This window comes from Clostridium ihumii AP5, from assembly GCF_000612845.1.
Classification (GTDB): domain Bacteria; phylum Bacillota; class Clostridia; order Clostridiales; family Clostridiaceae; genus Clostridium_J; species Clostridium_J ihumii.
Genome location: NZ_CCAT010000064.1, coordinates 21,085 through 42,694 on the forward strand (window position 1 = coordinate 21,085; position 21,610 = coordinate 42,694).

Annotated in this window: 21 protein-coding genes; 2 read left to right on the forward strand and 19 right to left on the reverse strand. The window is 27.0% G+C overall.

Annotated features, from left to right (window positions below; all coding sequences use genetic code 11):
* Positions 1-110: 110 nt before the first annotated feature.
* Together hprK and BN346_RS12895 are read right to left on the reverse strand one after the other, a co-directional pair.
* Positions 111-1,025, reverse strand: a complete 915-nt coding sequence (hprK, locus tag BN346_RS12890; RefSeq protein ID WP_040329148.1) for an HPr(Ser) kinase/phosphatase — start codon at positions 1,023-1,025, stop codon at positions 111-113.
* Positions 1,026-1,039: 14 nt separating this feature from the next.
* Positions 1,040-1,225 (reverse strand): DUF896 domain-containing protein, encoded by a 186-nt coding sequence (locus BN346_RS12895; protein WP_040329149.1) that lies wholly within the window; start codon positions 1,223-1,225, stop codon positions 1,040-1,042.
* A 269-nt stretch (positions 1,226-1,494) separates the two neighbouring features.
* Between BN346_RS12895 and BN346_RS20995 the strand changes: the two genes are divergently transcribed.
* Positions 1,495-1,656, forward strand: a complete 162-nt coding sequence (locus BN346_RS20995; protein WP_074432712.1) for an aspartyl-phosphate phosphatase Spo0E family protein — start codon at positions 1,495-1,497, stop codon at positions 1,654-1,656.
* Positions 1,657-1,734: 78 nt separating this feature from the next.
* On the opposite strand, the gene BN346_RS12900 is transcribed toward BN346_RS20995, so the two are convergent.
* On the reverse strand, positions 1,735-2,133 hold the full coding sequence (locus BN346_RS12900; RefSeq protein ID WP_040329150.1) for a hypothetical protein: 399 nt from the start codon (positions 2,131-2,133) through the stop codon (positions 1,735-1,737).
* Between the two features lie 183 nt (positions 2,134-2,316).
* Between BN346_RS12900 and rocF the strand changes: the two genes are divergently transcribed.
* Positions 2,317-3,213 carry an arginase gene (gene rocF / locus BN346_RS12905; protein WP_040329152.1) on the forward strand — a complete coding sequence of 299 codons (897 nt, stop codon included), beginning with the start codon at positions 2,317-2,319 and terminating at the stop codon, positions 3,211-3,213.
* A gap of 40 nt (positions 3,214-3,253) precedes the next feature.
* Here rocF and BN346_RS12910 read toward each other — a convergent pair whose 3' ends face one another.
* The 16 genes from BN346_RS12910 to BN346_RS12985 all read right to left on the reverse strand — a co-directional run bounded on the left by BN346_RS12910 (position 3,254) and on the right by BN346_RS12985 (position 21,375).
* Positions 3,254-4,432, reverse strand: coding sequence for an FprA family A-type flavoprotein (locus BN346_RS12910; RefSeq protein ID WP_040329153.1), 1,179 nt, complete (start codon positions 4,430-4,432; stop codon positions 3,254-3,256).
* 199 nt (positions 4,433-4,631) lie between these two features.
* Positions 4,632-6,917: an RNA polymerase recycling motor HelD gene (gene helD / locus BN346_RS12915; protein WP_040329154.1), complete on the reverse strand. Its 2,286-nt coding sequence runs from the start codon at positions 6,915-6,917 to the stop codon at positions 4,632-4,634.
* 305 nt (positions 6,918-7,222) lie between these two features.
* Positions 7,223-7,696, reverse strand: coding sequence for a peptide deformylase (def, locus tag BN346_RS12920; protein ID WP_040329155.1), 474 nt, complete (start codon positions 7,694-7,696; stop codon positions 7,223-7,225).
* Positions 7,697-7,800: 104 nt separating this feature from the next.
* Positions 7,801-8,352: a hypothetical protein gene (locus BN346_RS12925; protein WP_040329156.1), complete on the reverse strand. Its 552-nt coding sequence runs from the start codon at positions 8,350-8,352 to the stop codon at positions 7,801-7,803.
* A gap of 338 nt (positions 8,353-8,690) precedes the next feature.
* Positions 8,691-9,350, reverse strand: coding sequence for a V-type ATP synthase subunit D (locus BN346_RS12930; protein WP_040329157.1), 660 nt, complete (start codon positions 9,348-9,350; stop codon positions 8,691-8,693).
* Between the two features lie 2 nt (positions 9,351-9,352).
* Positions 9,353-10,735, reverse strand: coding sequence for a V-type ATP synthase subunit B (locus BN346_RS12935; protein ID WP_040329158.1), 1,383 nt, complete (start codon positions 10,733-10,735; stop codon positions 9,353-9,355).
* A complete protein-coding gene (locus BN346_RS12940) occupies positions 10,728-12,503 on the reverse strand; it encodes a V-type ATP synthase subunit A (protein ID WP_040329159.1) in 1,776 nt (591 codons plus the stop codon). Before BN346_RS12940 ends, BN346_RS12935 begins: the two co-directional genes overlap by 8 nt.
* A 17-nt stretch (positions 12,504-12,520) precedes the next feature.
* Complete coding sequence (locus BN346_RS12945) at positions 12,521-12,829, reverse strand: V-type ATP synthase subunit F (protein ID WP_101541705.1); 309 nt, start codon at positions 12,827-12,829, stop codon at positions 12,521-12,523.
* Positions 12,822-13,823, reverse strand: coding sequence for a V-type ATP synthase subunit C (locus BN346_RS12950; protein WP_040329163.1), 1,002 nt, complete (start codon positions 13,821-13,823; stop codon positions 12,822-12,824). Before BN346_RS12950 ends, BN346_RS12945 begins: the two co-directional genes overlap by 8 nt.
* A gap of 19 nt (positions 13,824-13,842) precedes the next feature.
* Complete coding sequence (locus BN346_RS12955; protein ID WP_040329164.1) at positions 13,843-14,430, reverse strand: V-type ATP synthase subunit E; 588 nt, start codon at positions 14,428-14,430, stop codon at positions 13,843-13,845.
* Between the two features lie 37 nt (positions 14,431-14,467).
* Positions 14,468-14,950: a V-type ATP synthase subunit K gene (locus tag BN346_RS12960; RefSeq protein WP_040329166.1), complete on the reverse strand. Its 483-nt coding sequence runs from the start codon at positions 14,948-14,950 to the stop codon at positions 14,468-14,470.
* Between the two features lie 13 nt (positions 14,951-14,963).
* On the reverse strand, positions 14,964-16,916 hold the full coding sequence (locus BN346_RS12965; RefSeq protein WP_040329167.1) for a V-type ATP synthase subunit I: 1,953 nt from the start codon (positions 16,914-16,916) through the stop codon (positions 14,964-14,966).
* Positions 16,903-17,229, reverse strand: coding sequence for a hypothetical protein (locus BN346_RS12970; RefSeq protein ID WP_040329169.1), 327 nt, complete (start codon positions 17,227-17,229; stop codon positions 16,903-16,905). Before BN346_RS12970 ends, BN346_RS12965 begins: the two co-directional genes overlap by 14 nt.
* 230 nt (positions 17,230-17,459) lie before the next feature.
* Positions 17,460-19,163 (reverse strand): B12-binding domain-containing radical SAM protein, encoded by a 1,704-nt coding sequence (locus tag BN346_RS12975; RefSeq protein WP_040329171.1) that lies wholly within the window; start codon positions 19,161-19,163, stop codon positions 17,460-17,462.
* A 4-nt stretch (positions 19,164-19,167) separates the two neighbouring features.
* A complete protein-coding gene (locus tag BN346_RS12980; protein ID WP_040329172.1) occupies positions 19,168-19,668 on the reverse strand; it encodes a hypothetical protein in 501 nt (166 codons plus the stop codon).
* A gap of 390 nt (positions 19,669-20,058) precedes the next feature.
* Positions 20,059-21,375, reverse strand: coding sequence for a PQQ-dependent sugar dehydrogenase family protein (locus tag BN346_RS12985; protein ID WP_040329173.1), 1,317 nt, complete (start codon positions 21,373-21,375; stop codon positions 20,059-20,061).
* Positions 21,376-21,610 lie beyond the last annotated feature (235 nt).

The following is a 21,610-nucleotide window of genomic DNA, read 5'->3' on the forward strand; positions in this document are numbered from 1 at the left end:
TTTATATCTCTCGGAATATATTGTACATAATATTTCTAATAATTACAAATGTTATTTTCTTATTTTTTTTAAATTGTTCAATAATTATTAACATTTTCTTAACTTTTTCTTCAAATCTCTATGTTATTTAAATCTTCTAACCTTTTTTCAATAGTTTCTACTGCAGTAATATTTTGAGTAGCATTATATCTAAAATTAACCGCTGCTGCTTCTATTATAACTGCTAAATTTCTACCTGGCCTTATTGGTAAAGTTATTTTTGGAACTTTAACATTTAATATTTCTATTTCTTCTTTATCAATTCCCAATCTTTCATAATATTTATCAGGATTCCAATTTTCAATAGATATAACTAGTTTTATAAATTTTCTAGGGATTATAGCACTTAATCCATATATAGCAGAAATATCTATTATGCCTAATCCTCTAACTTCTAACATTCCCTTAGTTACATAGGGACATGTTCCTTGAAGTGTTCCATCTATTTCTTTTATATCTACAGCATCATCTGCAACTAGTCTATGTCCTCTTTTTATAAGCTCTAATGCTGTTTCACTTTTCCCAATTCCACTTTCACCTAAGATAAGTATTCCTATACCATACACATCTACTAGAACTCCATGCATTCTAGTTTCTGGCGCTAATTCTGTTTCTAAAAAGTTAGTGATTCTTCCTGTAAATTTGCTAGCTTTTAATTTTGTTCTCAAAATCCATATCCCATGAGTTTTAGCGCATTGTAAAAGTTCATCATCTACTTCTAATCCACGAGTTATAATTATACAAGGAATATCTAAAGAAAAGAACTTATCTATTCTTTCACTCCTTAATTCTTTCGAAAGCGACTTTAAGTAGTAATATTCGCTTTTACCAATTACTTGTATTCTTTTCGTGTCGAAATAATCATAATACCCAGATAATTGAAGTCCAGGCCTGTTTATATCACAGGCCTTTATTTCTTTTTCTGTATTTCCTTCAATTAAAACTTCTACATTAAAATTTTTTATTATATCTTCAACAGTTACCATACTTAAATTTCTCCTTAACTTCTTGGTTTTGGTGGAATTCTTTCTATTCCCTCTAACTGTGCTCTAAAATTTCTTTTTACATTGTTTATGTATCTTTGTCTTAATTCTTGTTGTTCTTCTTTTTCTTCTTCAGTTAATCCTTCATTTTGACTTTTTTTGTACAAATAGTTTATTCTTTCTATCATTTTATCAAAATCCATAATAATACCTCTTTCTTAATTCGATTGCTTTTTACATTTTTTTCTTTATATATTTTTTAAAATTGCTTCTTTAATACTGGTATCTGTCTATTTACTAGCTTTTTTTCTTTTTTATGAATATACTTTCATAATTTTTTATATATTGTAAAAAAATAATTAAAAATGTATTTTTTTGACAAAACTTTTCTCTTAACATTACTAATTATTTCTGATACAATTTAATTTGTAAAAATCAGTAAAAAAAATAATATTTATGTAGGAGAAAGAAAATGAATGTTGATGCCAAAATTTTACAAGAAAAAATTGACTACTACAAATCTATCTTAAATTCATTAGTTTTAAAAAATTCAATAACTGATAATGAGATAGTCAATTATTCCCAAATGTTAGATAAATATATAGTTGAATATCAAAAACTTATTTTTAATTAATTAGATAAAATTTCATATATACGTTAAATACATATATTGTTCAAGCTTCAGATATTTATTCCTTTCTGAAGGCTTGATTTATTTTTTATCTAAATTTAACATTATTAAATCTATATCATCTATTTCATTTTTAGAAAATACTGCTATAAAATTCATAACATCATAACACACTTCAGTTGGTTCATAACATATCACTTCATAATTTAATTCTACTTCTTCACTACACTCTTCTACAATCTCTTCCACATTATCCATTGCAAAATCAGTTAAATATGGCAATAGATATTCATAATACCAACTTTCACTTTTACTTTCTTCCTCACATTCATCATTTGCATATTCTTCTGCTGCCTCTAGTTCTAAATCATCAAAGTAATAATTAAATTTTAATATTATTCTTGAATCATCATAAGATAACTCTTTTATATCCTCTAGATCACATTCTGCTAAAAACTCTACTATTTTCTTCTTATCCAAAACATTACCTCCTCTAATTATTATAAATCTATTATATTATATACTCAAATAGCAAATGCTTTTATTATAATTTTAACATTTTTCTTAATTTTTATAATGTTGAAATTTAAAGTTTTTTTTCAAAACTACTTATATTTTTTTTCATTTTGTTATATAATTTTAAATCGCAAAGGAGGAATAATTATGCAAATAAATGTTATAGGTGTGCCTTTATTTTTAGGCTGCGACAAAAAAGGTGTAGATTTATCACCAAATCAATTAAGAGAACAAGGTATGTTAGATATTTTGAGAAAGAATAATCATACAGTTTTCGACTTAGGAAACTTATATGTTCCTTCTATTAGTGAATGTGATAAGTTTTCTTCTCACCCTAAAATGAAATATCTTAATACTATAGTTGAGGTAAATTCAAATTTAGCTCAAACTGTTTACTCTTCATTAAATTCTAATTCTTTTCCTTTAGTTATTGGAGGAGATCACTCTTTAGGATTAGGTAGTATTTGTGGTGCTAGTAAATACTATGAAAATCTTGGAGTAATATGGATTGATGCTCATGGTGATATAAATACACCAGAAACTTCACCTACTGGAAATGTTCATGGAATGCCTTTAGGTGCTGCAATGGGTTTTGGAGACAAAACTTTAACTAATTTATATTTTAATGGTTCTAAAGTTAATCCTAAAAACGTTTTTATCATTGGTGCTAGAGATTTAGATAAAGGCGAATTAGAATTAATATCTAAAGAAGGTATAAATGTATATTCTACTAAAGATGTAGAAAGCAAAGGTATACTTTCTATACTAGAAGATATAAACAATATATTAAACAAAAATAATGTAGAAAACATACATCTTAGCTTTGATATAGACTCTATTGATCCTGAGTTTGCATCTGGAACTGGAACACCAGTACCTGATGGTATGACAGTGGATGATGTAAAAACCTTATTATCTAACCTTTTAAAAACAGGTAAAATAAAATCTATGGATTTTGTAGAATTAAACACAAAGCTTGAAGATGGTACTATTACTATAAACTTATGTTTAGATCTTTTGGATGTTATATCTGAAAGCTTATAATAAAAAAACTATAGGCAAAATTTGCCTATAGTTTTTTACATTACTTTATTAATTTTAAATACTCATCTATAAAGTTTTTACATTCCTCATATTCTTTTTCACTAGGTACAAAATTAAATTTAAATCCATTATCTAATGTTTTAAATTTTAATTCTTTTAATCTATTATGAAGCATTGATACCCCTTCACCGCTCCAACCAAAAGATCCAAATGATTCTGCTGCTTTTCCCTTATTAACTACAGCACTAATACCAGTTAATAAATTCCATGCAGGCGCTACTGCATCTTGATTTATTGTTGGTGATCCTACTAATATTCCACTTGCTTTATCAACTTTGTCAATTAAATTTATTAAATTATGACTTGTTATTTCATGCGCTTCTGCTTTTATCCCTCTTTCATTTATTAAATCTCTCATGAAAAATGCTATTTTTTCTGTATTACCATAAGCAGAAATATAAAATATTTGTACATTCTTTTCCTTTATTGGTTCTTCTTCAGCCCATTTTCTATATAAATCTATATACTTAAATATTTGTCTTTTTGTATGAATTGGTCCATGACTTGGAGCTACTAAATCAAGTTCTAAATCTTCTATTTTATCTAGTCCCATATTTACAAATTTCTTGAATGGTCCCATTATGCAATCGAAATATAATTTCATTTCACTTTCATAATCTCCACCACAATCTCCAGTTATACATCCTGTTGGACAATAATGACATCCCATTACATCACAAGTAAATAATGTTCTATCATATTCATCATATGTGAACATTGTATCTGGCCAATGTAAATTTGGTGCTGATATAAATTTTAATGTTCTCTTTCCTATATTTAATTCTTTATCTGCTACTAATTTATTGAATGGTCTATTTAAAATGTTTTCTAAATACTTTAATGCCGCTTTAGATGCTACTATAGTAGCATTAGGATATACATCTAAAACCTTTTCTAAAGATCCACTATGGTCAAGTTCAGTATGGTGAACTACTATATAATCAATACCTTTATCACCTATTACTGATTTTATATTTTCTAAAAACATATCTGAAAATCTATTTTTTACAGAGTCAAATAGAACTATTTTTTCATCTTGTATTAAGTAAGAATTATAAGTAGTTCCTCTTTTAGTTTCCATTATTATATCAAAAACTCTAAGTTCAGGGTCACTAACACCTACCCAATATAAATCTTCTTTTAATTTTTCTGGTTTCATAAAAACACCCTCTCTAATAAAACATTTACAAATACTTTTACTAATTTTTCATTCATAATATTTATTTTAAATTTTTTATATTAAATATAGGATTCCATAATATTAATAAATTTATTATCCTTTATAAAAAATTATTAACAATTTATTCACTAAATATATATTATCATATCAAATATTTCTTTTCAAGTAATAGTTATTATTAAGAAGTTAACATTTTAGATAATTCTCCATTGAAAAAAATAAATTCTTTATGCAATGCTCTTGTTAAGTTAACATAAAGTATTTTTTTATCTAATTCACTTGTTATATTATAATTATTTTCGCTACAATTATATATTATAGTAGTATCAAACTCTAATCCTTTAGTCATATAACTAGGTATTATTATTCTTTTACCTTTAATTTTAGAAGTACTATTACTTATGCATTCCCATTGTTTATTCATTTTTTTTGCATATTTAAAAATTTCTTTACATTCGCTTAGTGTTTTGCATATTATAGCTATTGTTGTTTTATTTTCAACATCTATTTCATTTATTATCTCTTCAACTTTTCTTATAAAATCTTCATTAGATTTAAACTTTAATATTTTAGGTTTATCTCCATGTCTTAAAACGGGTTTAGCCGGTATTATATCTAACTTTTGCTCTTTTAATACCTCATTTGCAAAATCTATAATTTCTACTGTTGATCTATAACTTTGTGTTAAATTTATATATATTGTATCATCATTATATACTGAACTTATAACTTTTTTCCAATTGTCAATTCCCTTATAATTGTAAATTCCTTGTCCTAAATCTCCAACAATTGTTACTGAATTTTGAGTGCTTAAAAGTTTTATTATATGCATCTCAAACATACTATAATCTTGTGCTTCATCTACTATTATATGAATAAAATTCTTATCTATTCCTTCAATTTTCATCTTCAAATATAGTATATGACATAAATCTTCACTATCAATAACCTTATTTTCTATATTATTTTTACTACTTTCCACAATATAATTTACTATTTTAGAAGGCAACTTATTATTAGTTATATTATTAAAAAATTCTTTACTTGAATATAATTCATTATATAGTTCAATAACATTTCTACTTTTCCATTGTTTGAAAAATTCTTTTAATACTTCTGATGAATTTCTTTTAAGCATAGAAATTTCTCTATCTCTTTCATCATAAAGTTCTATAATTTTTTTTCTTTTTTCAAGTTCATCAATTTCTAAACTTTTTATATCTTTTATCATAAAAAAGTAATCTTTTTCTATTTCATCTTTAAGTTTATCTATTCTATTATGCAATTGTTTCTTAAAATATCTTTCTATTTCTTCTTTTCTTTTCTTTATTGGCAAATGTATTAAATCCCTCACGTATAATCTTTTTATTTCATTTTGAGAGTATAATATATATTTTCCTACCTTTATATCATCTAAATTTATATCTTGTTTTTCTAAATACATTACATATTTGTCTATCAATGTTTTATAAGTAAGAGAACCTTTAATTTTACTAATAGCTTTTATATATTTACATTCTTCCTCATTTACTTCTTCTATTAAATATGCAAGTTTTTCATCTTTATTTAAAATCTTACCTTTATAACCTATAAATTCTTTACATATACCATCAAAAGTATTTTGTTTTATATTGTAAACTCCTAAATTAGGTAATATCTCTGAAATATAATCTAAGAAAATTTTATTTGGTGCTACTACTAATATATCTTTATCTTTTACTTCTTCTTCATACTGATAAACTAAATATGCTAACCTATGAAGTGCTACAGTTGTTTTTCCTGAACCAGCTGACCCCTGTATAATTATAGGTCTATTTTTATATGCTCTTATTATTTCATTTTGTTCTCTTTGGATTGTTGCCACTACATCCTTAAGTTTACTACTTACATTTTGATTTAGTGTAACTTTTAAAAATTCATCTACTAATTCATCGCCTTCTGCATTTGATTTCAATATTATCTCATTTATTCCTTCATCAAAGGCATCAACTAGCGCTCCATCTCTAATTAAAAACTTCCTTTTCAACTCTAATTCACCTTCTACTTTACCTGCTGGTGAATTGTATGAGCACTTTCCATATGTCCCACTGTAATATAAATTGGCTAAAGGTGCTCTCCAATCTATTATTACCTCTTCATTTTTCAAGTCATCATTTAATCCAAATTTTCCAATATAAAAACTTTCCTTTTCATTATATTTTTCTTTAAAATCTATTCTTGAAAAATAAGGAATATTTTTTGATTCGTTAAATTCATGTAAGTTTCTAGAAATAAATTTAAACCTTTGCTCACATAAAATTAAATCTGTACTGTATGTGCCTCCACTTGCTTTTTTCAAATTTGAAATTCTTTCTTTACATTCTTCATTTTTTATAGTTAAATCATCAACTTTATCTTCTATCCAAGTCTTTACATTTTGAAATTTTTTAATTTCAAGCTTCATCTCATTACTTCTTATAGCCATAAATACACCTCTACATAAATTTATATTTTGAGTTAATTTTTATGGACTTTGAAAATTATTTATTTCATTTTCTTTACATATAAACAGATATTAAACAGATATTTTCTTAATAACCTTTAAACTTACTATCAATTATATCAGAAAATTTAGTTTTTTAACCAATATTTTCATTATATTATAAATTAAAATTTGTTTAATTTGTTAACTTTTTGTTCATACTTTGTTTGAAATTTCACAAAAAAAATAATCATAACTCTAAGAATTTCTTCTTTTAAGTTATAATTATTTATCACAGAGTATATATTTTATTCTTCTTCTTCAACTAATTCATACATAACTTCAGCTTTTGACATATACATTATACCTGATAAATGATCTATTTCATGGCAAAAAGCTCTTGCTAAAAATCCTTTAGCTTCATACATTACTTTTTTTCCTTCTACTGTCATTCCTTCTACAACAACTTTAGTAGGTCTAACTACTTCACCTTCATGCATAACATAGCTTAAACAACCTTCAAAGTCTTTTTTACTTCCAGAACTTTTAACAATCTTAGGATTTAAAAGCACTATTGCATCGGAACCATCCCTAAGGTCTATTAATATAGCCTTTTTTAAAACACCTATTTGTGGTGCAGCAAGTCCTACTCCATCACAACTATACAATGTATCTTTTAAATCTTGCACTAACTCAAGTACCTCATCGTTTATTTCTGTTATATCTTCACATACAGTATTTAATATGTCATCACCGTATTGTAAAATTTCTCTTATTGCCATAAATATCTCCTTCCAAAACTTTTCTTCTTGATAGTTTAAATTCTATTACAACGTATTTTAAGTTTATTTCCTATATATTATATAACAAACAAGAATTTTTTTCATCATTTCTTTATATTACTTTCATCTATAACGTTTATAATAACTTTATTGTTTCTTCCGGCTTTTTCTTCCTCATTATAAATAAATTTTAAATCTATTGTCGTACTTCCCACACCTTTAGAATATAAATTTAAATTCTGTCTTCTTATTAGTTCTCTCGCTCCATTTCTTATTCCTAATTTATTTTTAGTTGGAGTTATATAATCATCACCTAAATAAGATATTATCTGTTCATTTATTTCACTATCTATTCTCCATTTATAGGATACCATTGAATTCGCAGGTAATGATATTTTAAACTCTTTTCCAATAGGTATAGTAATTTGTATACTTTCATTATCTTCAACATTATGTTTTTCAAACTTAATTAAATTATCTTCTTTATATATTACATAAATATTTTGAGAAGTATCATCTGTTTCAATATAATTATGATTAGTTATAAGCCACTTATCATTACCTATACTAAAATTTACACTAGAAAAGTATTGAACTAAAGAAAAACAGAGTAATACAATTATTAATAATACAATAAATATTATCTTTTTTTTCATCTAACATCACTCTTTTCTCAAAGCTATAATATTTATTATATTCACAATACATTATTTCTCTATTATATATATGTTAAAATTTAAATTATTTATATAGGAATCCAAGTTGAACCTTTAAGTTATTCATGTTTCAGTTGAGAATTTTAATTTTAAGTTTTAATCTATATTTCAAAAAAATTGACAATTTTCAATTGTCAATTGCTTCTAAAAACTAAGAATAAAATTTAAAACTAATATTATCAATTAATAATTGTATAAAATAAAATATGAACTTGGAACCCTATATTATTCTATAAAAAATAGATCTAAGTTTTTTCAACTTAGATCTATCTCTATTTCTAATTATTAGCGGCTTTAGCTTTCTGTTCTTCCATCATGCTCTTAACTTTCATAAGTCTTGTTAAGGCTCCTCTTTCATTTTCATCAAGTTTCATTTTTATGTACTTGATTGTTTCTTGTAATTGAGGAATTGTCATATACTCTAAAGCATTAACTCTTCTTCTTGTCTTTTCAATTTCATCTGCCATAAGCTGAGTTGATTTTTCAACCTCTGCAAGCTCAAGAAGCTTTGGTAATATTGAGTATAAATCTTCTAAGGATTCATCAAGCTCCATAGTAGTGGAAGCAAATCCATATGGATATATACTTCCATTATCGCCTTCTAATTTTCTTATAAATTCCATCATTGGAACATTAACACTCATTACATTTTTAGTAGATACATTAACAGATATACTTTCTTTTGGACATGCAAGCGCTGTTTCCAAAACCTCTGGTTCCATAGCTGCACTTGCCATAAAAAAGTTTTTAAATACATTCTGTAAACTATCTTCAACTTCTGCTCTTAATTTATTATTATACTTAACAAGATCTATAAATCTTCTCATAAGCTCATCTTGCTTATCTTTTAAAAGTTTATGACCTCTTGTTGCTGTAGTAAGTCTCTTTTTTAACTTACTAAGCTCCATTCTAGTTGGATTAACATTTAGTCTTGCCATATTTAATCATCCTCTCTTAGAGGTAAATACTTCTCTAAATATTCGTCCCTGATTCTCTTAAGCTCCGTTCTAGGTAGTATAGTTAATAAATCCCAACCTAATTTTAATGTATCTTCTATTGGTCTATTAGCATCAAATCCTTGTGATACATATTCTTTTTCAAATGCTTCAGCAAATTTAGCAAACTTTTTATCTGTATCAGAAAGAGCTGACTCTCCTAATATTGAAGCAAGTTCTTTTGCTTGTTTACCTTGTGCATAAGCTGAGAATAATTGGTTCATTGTATCAGCATGATCTTCTCTAGTTTTACCTTTACCTATCCCCTTATCTTTAAGTCTTGATAATGAAGGAAGAACATCTATTGGAGGCATTATACCTTTTTTGTATAATTCTCTTGATAATATTATCTGTCCCTCAGTTATATATCCTGTAAGGTCAGGAATTGGGTGAGTCTTATCATCCTCAGGCATTGTAAGTATTGGTATTTGTGTTATTGAACCTTCTTTACCTTTTATTCTTCCTGCTCTTTCATATAATGTTGAAAGGTCAGTATATAAGTATCCTGGATATCCTCTTCTTCCTGGAACTTCTTTTCTAGCTGCTGAAACTTCACGTAATGCTTCTGCATAGTTTGTTATATCAGTCATAATAACAAGTACGTGCATTCCTCTTTCATACGCTAAATATTCTGCAGTTGTAAGAGCCATTCTTGGTGTAGCTATTCTTTCGATAGCTGGGTCAGATGCTAAGTTCATAAATAGAACTGATCTGTCTATAGCTCCTGTTTTTGTAAATTCTTCAACGAAGAATTCAGCTTCTTCAAATGTTATACCTATTGCTGCAAAAACAACGGCAAATTTTGAATCTGAGTTTAAAACCTTCGCTTGTCTTGCAATTTGAGCTGCAAGTTCAGCATGTGGAAGTCCTGATCCTGAGAAAACAGGAAGTTTTTGTCCTCTAACTAGAGTATTAAGTCCATCTATTGCAGATATACCTGTTTGTATAAACTCTGATGGATAGTTTCTAGCTACTGGATTTATAGCTTCTCCATTTATATCAAGTCTTTTGTCTGGAATTATATTTGGACCGTTATCTTTTGGTCTTCCCATACCGTCAAATACTCTTCCTAACATATCTTCTGATACACCAATTTCAAGTGGTCTTCCTAAGAACTTAACTTTAGTTCCTTTTAAGTTTATTCCTGATGATCCTTCAAATAACTGAACCATTGCATTGCTGCCATTTACCTCAAGAACTTTACCTCTTCTTTTTTCACCTGTTTGTAATTCTATTTCAACTAGTTCGTCAAATTTTACTCCTTCAACGCCCTCTACAACCATTAAGGGTCCTACAACTTCTGTAACTGTTCTGTATTCTTTAAGCATTTAGGACACCTCCTTCAACGATTAGTTTATCTACTTCTTTAACTAGTTCTACACCAATTTCATCTATTTTATCTATTTCATTCTCTGGTATATACTTACTTCTAGCAATTTTATCTCTTACTTGCATTTTTAAGATTTTATCTAAATAAACTCCTGCTTCTAATGCTTTTTCAGCTTGTTCTTTAAATGCTATAACTAATTTTAACATTTTATATTGTTTATCAAGTGATGTATAAGTGTCTATCTCATGGAAACCATTTTGTTGTAAATAGTCTTCTCTTATAGATTTAGATACTTCTAATTTTAATCTATCTTTTTCAGATAATGCATCCATACCGATAAGTCTTACTATTTCTTGAAGACTTGATTCTTCTTGTAAAAGAACCATAGCTTCTGTTCTAAGTTCTGACCAATCATCTGCTACTGTCTTATCCATCCAACTTCCTATTTTATCTAGGTATAGTGAATATGAATTTAACCAGTTAATTGCTGGGAAGTGTCTTTGATATGCAAGTTGTGCATCAAGTCCCCAGAAAACTTTAACTATTCTAAGTGTACCTTGTGTTACTGGCTCTGATAAGTCTCCCCCTGGAGGTGAAACCGCTCCAATTGCTGTTACAGCTCCTTGTCTTCCATCTTTTCCAAGTGCTATAACTTTACCAGCTCTTTCATAGTAATCAGCAAGTCTTGATCCTAAGTATGCTGGATAACCTTCGTCTCCTGGCATCTCTTCAAGTCTTCCTGACATTTCTCTTAATGCTTCTGCCCAACGTGAAGTAGAGTCAGCCATTATTGATACAGAGTATCCCATATCTCTAAAATATTCTGCAATTGTTATTCCAGTATATATACAAGCTTCTCTAGCTGCAACTGGCATGTTAGATGTATTTGCTATAAGAACTGTTCTTTTCATTAAGCTTTCACCTGTTTTAGGGTCTTTAAGCTCTGGGAACTCATTAAGAACGTCTGTCATCTCGTTTCCACGCTCTCCACATCCAACATAAACAACTATTTCAGCATCTCCCCATTTTGCTATTTGGTGTTGAACTACTGTTTTACCAGCTCCGAATGGACCTGGAACAGCTGCTGCTCCACCCTTTGCAACTGGGAAAAATGTATCTATAACTCTTTGTCCTGTTGTCATTGGTTCAACTGGGTTTAATTTTTGTGCAAATGGTCTTCCTTTTCTTACTGGCCATTTTTGCATTAATTGTATTTCTTTATCTCCATTAGAAGTTTCAACTATGCATACTGTTTCTTCAACAGTGAATTCACCAGTTTTTATTTCTTTTATAGTTCCTTCTATACCATATGGAACCATAATTTTATGAAGTACAACTGCTGTTTCTTGAACTGTTCCTATAATATCTCCAGCTTCAACTTCATCACCTACATTTAAAGTAGGATTGAACTCCCATTTTTTAGTTCTATTTAATGATTTTACACTTACTCCCTTTGTAAGGAATGAAGATTTAGATGCTTCCATAAATGCATCTAGTGGTCTTTGTATTCCGTCAAACATTGACTCTATAAGTCCTGGTCCAAGTTCAACACTTAATGTTTCACCAGTAGTTATAACTGGGTCTCCTGGTCCAATTCCTGAAGTTTCTTCATAAACCTGAATTGAAGCTTTATCGCCTCTCATCTCGATGATTTCACCTATAAGACCACTTTCTCCAACTTTAACAACGTCATATATATTAGCTTCATCCATATCCTCAGCAACTACTAAGGGTCCTGAAACCTTAACAATTTTTCCGATCTTCAAGCTACATACCTACCTTTCTATAAGATATTAACACCTACAGCCTTCTCAACATTATCACTAATTCTCTTTTTACCAATATTTAAAGAACCTTGGTTACTTGGAATTAATATAATTGAAGGAAGCATTTCTCTTGTATATCTTTCAATAGTTTCTTCTAAATGCTGTGCTAATTGCTCTGTTACAAATATAACTGCATATTTTTCTCTTGCTAATTTATCTATTGCTTTTCTAGCTTCTTCTATTTCCACAACTGGAAAAACATCTATACCGATTGCTTTAAAAGCTAATACAGAATCCTTGTCGCCTACTACACCTATCTTATGCATATATATCACGCAACCTTTCTCTTATAATATTGCTATCAACTTTATTAAGTTTTCCTGCAAGTATTATTCTTACTATTTTAAGTTCCGTTTCTCTTGCCATAGTATAAGCTATTATAGGTTCTGGTCCAAAGTTAACTCTCTTAGCATTTTTTATATAATCCATTAAATAATTATCTGAGTGAACTTCAATTGAAGTGTATTTTTTGCTTAAATTAAAATCTTCAAGCACTGAATTTAAAACTTTATCATATCCATACTTAGATACTTTCTTTATAAATGTTTCAAAACTTACACTAAGTCCTTCTAATAATATAGCTTTAGATATATATCCATCTTCGATTATAACTTTTTCTAAAAACTTCATGTCTTTGTCTTGAGATTTAACTCTAAGCATAGTTTTTATATTTGTTAGATCTATAACTCTTCTTACATAACCTTCTATAAAGTCAACTTCACAAGTTTTTGCTTTTTCTAACATATCCTTATATTGATATTTATCTAAAATTATATCAATATTTTGTGAATCCTTAGTTTCTTCAAAATCTATTTCGGTTTTCTTTATGGCTTCTCTCATTATAGGCTCTAGATTTCTTAAATCATTAGTTACAATAGATGTCTTTAAAACATCGACATCTACTGTACCTAATGGAATTAATAGTGATGATAAATCACTATTAATTATTTTAGACTTTTCTAGAACTTTAATATTATGATAATCATATTTTAAACTCATAATATCTACAATTAATTTGTAAGGAGAAACCTCATACATAAGAGAGTATAATTTTTTTAACTCCTCGCTTAATGCAGCTTCGTAATCTTCAACTCTTTTTAATAATGATATGCTATCATTATATTGAGTTTCTGAAAGAACTTTTATAGCATCTTCTAATGAAGGGCTTTCAATCATTCTTTCAATTTTTACTTTATCAAGGAGTTTCGTTTCAATAACTCTTAACCTAGCCACCGCATGAGTAAAGTCCATTCTATCCATATGGCTATCCTCCTTAAAATTAATTAAATAACGTATTAGCTACTTCATTTTCTAATTCGTATCTTAAAGAGTTTATAACATCTTCAAATGAACAGTTAATTTCTATTCCATTTTTAGAAAGTATAAATCCTCCATTAATATCTCTATCTTCATTACTTAAAGAAATTGTTGCATTTTTAATTTCACTATTTAATTCACTTATGAATTCTTCAGTTATTTTTTCTTTATCCTTAGCATTTACTATTAAATCTTGCTCACCATTTAAAGGTAATGATTTAATTTGATTTTTTACATATGCTAAGAATTCATCTTTTTTCATATCATTTAATTTATTAATAGCTTCATCAAAAGCTCTATTTATAACAGTTTGTTTTGCTATAAGCTTTTCATTTCTTACTTGTAATTCAGCTTTAGAGATTCCTCTATCAAAAAGGCTTTTTCCCTCAATTTTAGCTTTCTCTAGAATGCTTTCACTTAATTTTTCAGCTTCATTTTTCTTTTTATTAATTATTTCAGTCTCTTTTAATTTTGCTTCATTAAGTATATCTTCGCTTTTATTTCTAGCATCTTCTATAATTTTGGAAGTTAAATTATCTAAATTCGACATTATAATCACGTCCTCAATTAAAAACTTATTTTTTTAATTAAAACTTAGCGTTTAAGATTAAAAGTAGAGACATAACGAATCCTAAAAGTGCATAAGTTTCAACCATAACTGTTAATATGATACCTTTTGTATTGTGCTCTGGTTTTTTAGCTAATATTTGGATTGCTGCTGCAGCTGTTCTAGCCTGAGATATAGCTGATTTCCATCCTGCAAAAGCTATTGGTAAACATGCTGCAAATAAGTATAATCCGTTTGCAAGTGACATATCTACACCAACTTGGAATGATACCATAAGTGCTATAACGAAACCATATAATCCTTGTGTACCTGGTAGTAATTCTAATATAAGAGCTTTACCAAACTTTTCTGGTTCTTCAGTCATTAAGCCTGTTGCCGCTTCTCCAACCATACCTACTCCTCTAGCTGAACCTATTCCTGGAAGTATTGCTGCTAATGCTATACCCATTGCTGCAAAAACTATTCCTCCATTTTCTATTAAGAATTGTGATAAACTTGTCATAAAAAATTCCTCCTTATTTCTTTACGATTTTTACATATTTTGAACTATATTTTAATGGGCTAAAAGCAGATCCTCCACCTTCATAGAACTTACCAAAATACTCTAAGTACTGAAGTCTTGAAGTGTGTACATATGCACCTAGTGCATTTATAAATAAGTTAAATAAATGTCCTACAACAAATATTAAAGTACCTGCTAATATTTTTGCTACAGGGTTTCCAAACATACCTATCATCATGTTGAAAGCCATACTTATAAATCCTGTTGCAAGGCCTAATGCCGCTAATCTTGTGTATGATACTAAATCTCCTACATATCCTGTTATGTTGTATAAAGAATAGAATCCTTGACCTAATTTTCCACCAATAGATTTTTCTTGTCTACCATTTGTTAATACAATTAGTACCATACAAGCTATTGCTACATATTTAGCAACATTCACTACAGTAGGGTTGTTTATTGTACCAAAAGCACCTAAGCCCCAAACTAAAAGGCCTGTTAGTACTCCGTACCAAATTCCAACATCCCATAGTGCATCTAATGGTTTTTTGTCTCTTATAAGCATATATGCTTTTATTCCTAAACCTACATAAATTTGAATTAATCCTAATGCTACTGCAACTATCATAAGTAACATTACATCCTGATCTGGCTTCATCCATACTGCTGGTATTTTAATTGCATCTCCAAAATAACTACCATACATTATTCCCCAGAAAGTAGTAGATAATCCTAAAACACAGAACATTTTAAATGATTTTTTCATTCCATCATCTAGGTTAAATAATTTTAATCCAACTAATGTACCTATAACTAATAAAAGTCCATATCCAGCATCTGATAGCATCATTCCAAAGAATAAAATATAGAATGGCATAAATAATGCTGTTGGATCAACTTCACCATATTTAGGTAAACTATACATTTCTGTAATTGGCTCAAATGCTTCTGCTATTTTTCCATTTTTAAGAAGTATTGGTGTTTCATCACCTTCTGCATCTTCTATTTCCAAGTAGTAGTCATTTCCTACAACTTCCTTTATAGCATTTTCAAATGCATTTGATTGTTCATATGGAACATATCCATTAATTGTTACTACATTTTTGCTCTTGCCAAATTTTTCACAACTTTTAAGCTTAAGAAGCTCACTTTCATAATACTCATACACAATTTTAAATTCTTGTATATGATTTTCATGATTTTGAATTTCATCATTTATTTCTTTTAATTCTAATTTTAATTCTTGTATTTTACTATCAAATTGTTTTATTACTTCACGTGGTGTCTCTTCATACTGATATTCAACTTTTGTAAAACTATATCTTTTTAATATTGTTTCAACATCTTTAAAGTTATCTTTATGACATAATACTAATATATTGGAGTCTTTACCATTTTCACTTACAACTTCTAAATATACTGTATCTGACACCTCTTCAGTATCTAATCTTAAATTTTCTAATAAATTTTGAGGAACACTTCCTAAATATGCAACTGAATTTTTTAATTTTTTCCCTGAATTCATTGGCATATCTAAGTTTATCCACTTGCTTAGTTCATCAATATCACTTGATAGTTTACTTATTCTTTGACTCTTGTTATTAATTTTCTTTTCAAGTTCTTTTAAAAGGATATATTCATCCTTCCAATTAATTTTTTGTACTCTTTTTTCAAGATCTTCATAAGTTAAACTTTCTTTTCCTTCTTTTAGTTCTTTAAGCATACCTTTTTTCTTTTCATATTTGCTTAAAAAATCAATAGCAAATTTTACTTCGGCTTGCTTTTCTTCAACTTCAGATATTTCAACATAAGCAGAATCTTGCTTTAAATACTCTTTAAACTGTTCATCATCAATGTTAAATTCAGTAAATTGAACAGTTTGTAACCTTTGCAAATTCTGTAAAAGTTTCTTTTTTTGTGATTCAAAGGCTAAAAGAGTAAACTTCTTCATTTTAACTATTGCCATTGAAATTCACTATCCTCTCAATTACTAATTTAACTGCATCATTGAACCTATCAGCTTCCACATTTAGTGTGCTTTGTATTTCTTTTTTACCATTTGCTAAAATTGGTTCACATTTTTCTTTACTTTCTTCTAGGAATTTGTTTTTTATTTCTTCACTCTTCCTATTTGCAGCTACTATAATTTCAGTATATTGACTTTTTGCTTTAGCTTCAGCATCTCTTACTAAGGTCTTGCTTTCATTTAAAGCATTTTCAATAATTTTACTAGCTTCATCTTCTGCTAGCTTTACTTTATTAATTGCTTCTAATGCCAAAATATCACCACCTTCTTATTGTTAATTATAAGATTTATGTAAGAAGTATTAGAAATCACATCTTACATAATATTAAATATCTTATAAAACATATAAAAATACTTATAAAGAGTTTTTATTTACCACTTATTATAAGTAATTTTTTCTAATTGTACAAGTGTTATGTGAAAATTATTATATTATTTAACAAATTTTTAACAAATTATTTCCTGCTCGACATATTATAATGTTTAGTTACAAATTCCTTCAAGTTCTATCCACTTAGGTTTGTCGCTATAAAAACCTATGTATGTATCTTTTTTCATAATTTTTCCACATTTGAAATATTCATTTAAATTATATTTAAATGTTTCTATATATATATCGTTTGAACTCTCTATAACATTATCCTCTAATAATATTTTTTTAATTTCACGTTCTACATTTTTTTCTACACTTTTGTCTAAAAATGTAGGAAGACCTCTTTTTTTATTATAAACTAAATAATCGAATTTAATTATGTCCTTTAATAAGGAACTATCCTCTTTTAAAAACTCATTATTAAACTCTAAAAATACCTTGTAATAATCTTGTGATGAAATATTTCTATCAAAATATCCCTTTTGTTTGTAAAACTTTGCTAGTGATTCATAAAAATCAAAAGGTGTTTTAAATATATTATGGTTTATAAAATAGTTTATTATGTTACTAAATTTTCCGCTATTTAAATATTTATCTACCATATGCTCAATTTCTTTTAAAATTATAAGTTCTTTATAACTTATATCCTTTGTTTTTAAAATTTCATATGGTGGATACTTACTATACTTCATGCCCCAAAAATCTGCATCCATCCTCATTGATGAGCCTTTTAAAAGTTTTAAAAATCCTAGTTGCAATTCATCTGGTCCTATATTGTAAACATCATTAAATGAATTTTTGAATGAATTAAAATCTTCACCTGGAAGTCCTGCTATTAAATCTAAATGTTGCATTATATTTTTTAAACTTTTAAGTTCTTCTACCTTCTCCTTTATCTCACTAAAATTAACATGTCTATTTATATTTCTTAAAATTTCATCATTAGTAGTTTGAACTCCCACTTCAAATTGGAATAATCCTTTTTTTGCTTTTGATAATGTTTTTATTGATGCTTCCCTTAAAAGATCCGCTGAAATTTCAAAATGAAATCTAGTTTCATTACCATTCTCAATAAGATAATTCCATATTTCATTGGCAAACTTTTCATTACAGTTAAATGTTCTATCTACAAATTTTACAAGTCTAACTTTCTTATCTATAAAGTATTTAAGTTCTCTTTTTACTCTTTCTATTTCTAAAAACCTTACCCCATGGAACGTTGATGATAAGCAATATTTACAATTAAATGGACACCCCCTAGAAGCTTCATAATAAACTATCTTATTTTCTAAGTTTTCATCTTCTTCATAAGGAAAAACAATTTCGTTCATATCCATTAGTTTTCTCTTATTTCCATGTTTTATTTCTGATCCATCTCTAAAATATAATCCATCTACTTTTTCAAATTGAACATTTTTCCCATCTTTCTGTTTTAGTTTTAGTTCAATAAACTCTCTATAAGTTTTCTCTCCCTCTCCTTCTATAACATAATCTCCTACATAATCCTTTAAAAATTCCTCACTATCATAACTTACTTCTGGACCACCATAAAAAATCTCAATACTTGGATCTATAGTCTTTATAAGATTTGTAACTCTTTCAATGAATTCAATATTCCAAATATAGCATGAAAAACCTAGAATACTAGGTTCTTTTGCTATTATTTCAGAAACTACTCTCTCAACATTATCATTGATTGAAAACTCAACATTTTCACATTCATAATTTAAATCTTTTGTATATGCTTTTAAGTATCTTATAGCTAAATTGCTATGTATATACTTTGCATTAATACCTACTAATAAAACTTTCATTAATTTATCTCCTCTTTCTACAAGTTATATGATATATTTCATTACCTACCCTTGAATATAAGACTTCAAACTTTTTACTCAAAAGTGATATTGTTCTATCTATTGAACTTATTTTTAATAAATTACCATCTTTTATGTTTATTTTCTTTAAACTTTTATCTGGCATATAAACTTTTATATTTTTTTCATAAGTTTTCCCCTTTTTCTTTTCAATATCCCAAATATATAAAATTCCATCTCTTTTTAAATATTTATACGCTTCTTCTAATATTTGTTCTCTTTCAAATACATTAGCCATTGTACTTAATGAAAAAAATAATACACAATTGTCATACTGCTCACATTCTATTGAACATTTCTCATTTTTTTCAACATAATTTATGTCACCATCATTATTTAAATATTTAAAGAGATTATAAATAACACCATAATTATCTTTTCCAATATCTAAAATATTTCCACTAAAAATTTGATCTTGCAAATTAATAAAAACTGTATTTTCCATAAATGATCACCTCATATTCTAATATACTTATAATATTTCTATGAATGGTATTTTTTTCCTTCCTTTTTATGGTAAAATATATTCTTATTATAAAAGGTGGCATAACTTTAGTTATCCACCTTAACATGTAAGAATTTTATAATCATGAACTTTACTATCTTTTAATTGGAATAGCTTATTATATATTATCACAACTTTATATTATATAATAATCAATAGATTTTTCAAATAATAGTTTTTATTTACATAATTTTTTCCATATGCATAAAAGAGTTATTTGAAATTAAACTAATAATGAAATTTCAAATAAACTCTTTTACTTCATATTTATTAAATATTATTATTTTTTCTAAGTATAAATTTTAAACTTTATTACAATTTAAATGAATACTATTTACATTTTATATTCTTATTTTTTATAAAAATAACTATGATAACTACAGCAACTGTTATTATAAGTGTAGCTATATATCCCCAAAATCTATTTACATTGAGTGCATTCATTTCTTCATTTTCTTTCTTTATTTCATATATATTACCTTGTGAAGATTCTAAAATTTTTAGCCCATCTTTACTAAACTTAATACTTTTAATATCTGACTTATTTCCTAAACTAACAAACTTTTTAGGAGATTTCTGAACTCCACTACTATATATAATTTTTTCTACACTATCATAAAAAAACATATCATCCTTTTCACCTAACTTACCCTCTTTATCAATTGCAATATTTTTTAGAGCACTTACTTTATCATGTTGATATACTGGCGCTTCAATTTTTGTTCTTGGATGTTTTTGCAAAACAAAATTTTGAGTTTTTCCACCTTCATCTTGGAACCTAGGTGAGTTTATAGGGTCACCGCCTGAATAATCAGGGAATCCATACCATTCACTTTTATTAATTTCATAAATATAATCCACATCATTCTTCACAGGCCTCTCGCCTCTATCTTCCATACCTCCAACTATTGCATATAGTTTTTCTTTGCTTGAAAAATCAAAGCCAGTTATATTTCTTATTCCCCATGCAAAAGTTTCATATGCTTTACTTTCTATGTTATAAATTAAAACACTAGAATTTCCTATTTCATCTTTTTCTATAATTTGATCTTTAAAACTCTCTTTTCCCTTTTCTCTAAATGCACCTGTATTATATTCTCCAAAATTAGTTCCATTTAAAATTAACTTTTGTGAACTATGATCTCTCTCCATAGGATACTCTTTTATCCACTCATTATCATTTCCTACAACACCTGAATTTGTAGCTGCACCTATGGATATAAAAATATATTTATCTTTTATTTTTATATCCATATCAGTATAATCCCCTACATTAGGTATTTCAGTTACACATTCTTCTGTTTCTTTTGTTAAATTGTTAAATGCCATTATCTTTCCTTTTGATGCAAAATATATAATATCATCTTTATAATCTATGCTAGTTATATCTAAATTATTATCTGAAAACAATTTATAACTTTTACCATTTTCCTCAATTATTATAATTTTATTTTTAAATGCTATGTAAAAATTGTTTTTTTCATCTTCTACAAAATCTCTTGCACCACTTAATCCTTTAAACTTTAAATTAATTTTAATGTTATCTTTTTCTTTTGCAACACCATATCCTGTTTTATTTATATTTATAAAAACAAAACTTAAAATCATAAGTGATATAAGCATTATAAACCCTAATTTTTTTTTCATAAACTCACCTCTACTTTTATATTTCAGTTTATATATACTATTTCTATTCATGTTAAATTACATTTATTTCAATTTTTAACAACTTTAAGTTATTAAAATTATTATTAAACTTAATAATAATATAACAACAATTAATATAAAAACTATTTACTATTTTCACATTAATTGTTATTATGTTTAAGTTGAGAAAAATTTTTATTGTAAAATAATCCTCATGTAAACTTATACATAAGGA

Bases quoted from the DNA above. Each gene is read 5' to 3' on its own strand.
- BN346_RS20995 (WP_074432712.1), top strand. From the start codon at position 1,495: ATGAATGTTGATGCCAAAATTTTACAAGAAAAAATTGACTACTACAAA.
- BN346_RS12925 (WP_040329156.1), bottom strand. From the start codon at position 8,352: ATGAAAAAAAAGATAATATTTATTGTATTATTAATAATTGTATTACTC.
- hprK (WP_040329148.1), bottom strand. From the start codon at position 1,025: ATGGTAACTGTTGAAGATATAATAAAAAATTTTAATGTAGAAGTTTTA.
- BN346_RS12935 (WP_040329158.1), bottom strand. From the start codon at position 10,735: ATGCTTAAAGAATACAGAACAGTTACAGAAGTTGTAGGACCCTTAATG.
- def (WP_040329155.1), bottom strand. From the start codon at position 7,696: ATGGCAATAAGAGAAATTTTACAATACGGTGATGACATATTAAATACT.
- BN346_RS12980 (WP_040329172.1), bottom strand. From the start codon at position 19,668: ATGGAAAATACAGTTTTTATTAATTTGCAAGATCAAATTTTTAGTGGA.
- BN346_RS12985 (WP_040329173.1), bottom strand. From the start codon at position 21,375: ATGAAAAAAAAATTAGGGTTTATAATGCTTATATCACTTATGATTTTA.
- rocF (WP_040329152.1), top strand. From the start codon at position 2,317: ATGCAAATAAATGTTATAGGTGTGCCTTTATTTTTAGGCTGCGACAAA.
- BN346_RS12965 (WP_040329167.1), bottom strand. From the start codon at position 16,916: ATGGCAATAGTTAAAATGAAGAAGTTTACTCTTTTAGCCTTTGAATCA.
- BN346_RS12955 (WP_040329164.1), bottom strand. From the start codon at position 14,430: ATGTCGAATTTAGATAATTTAACTTCCAAAATTATAGAAGATGCTAGA.
- BN346_RS12895 (WP_040329149.1), bottom strand. From the start codon at position 1,225: ATGGATTTTGATAAAATGATAGAAAGAATAAACTATTTGTACAAAAAA.
- BN346_RS12910 (WP_040329153.1), bottom strand. From the start codon at position 4,432: ATGAAACCAGAAAAATTAAAAGAAGATTTATATTGGGTAGGTGTTAGT.
- BN346_RS12960 (WP_040329166.1), bottom strand. From the start codon at position 14,950: ATGACAAGTTTATCACAATTCTTAATAGAAAATGGAGGAATAGTTTTT.
- BN346_RS12930 (WP_040329157.1), bottom strand. From the start codon at position 9,350: ATGGCAAGACTAAATGTTAATCCAACTAGAATGGAGCTTAGTAAGTTA.
- helD (WP_040329154.1), bottom strand. From the start codon at position 6,917: ATGGCTATAAGAAGTAATGAGATGAAGCTTGAAATTAAAAAATTTCAA.
- BN346_RS12945 (WP_101541705.1), bottom strand. From the start codon at position 12,829: ATGCATAAGATAGGTGTAGTAGGCGACAAGGATTCTGTATTAGCTTTT.
- BN346_RS12975 (WP_040329171.1), bottom strand. From the start codon at position 19,163: ATGAAAGTTTTATTAGTAGGTATTAATGCAAAGTATATACATAGCAAT.
- BN346_RS12950 (WP_040329163.1), bottom strand. From the start codon at position 13,823: ATGGATAGAATGGACTTTACTCATGCGGTGGCTAGGTTAAGAGTTATT.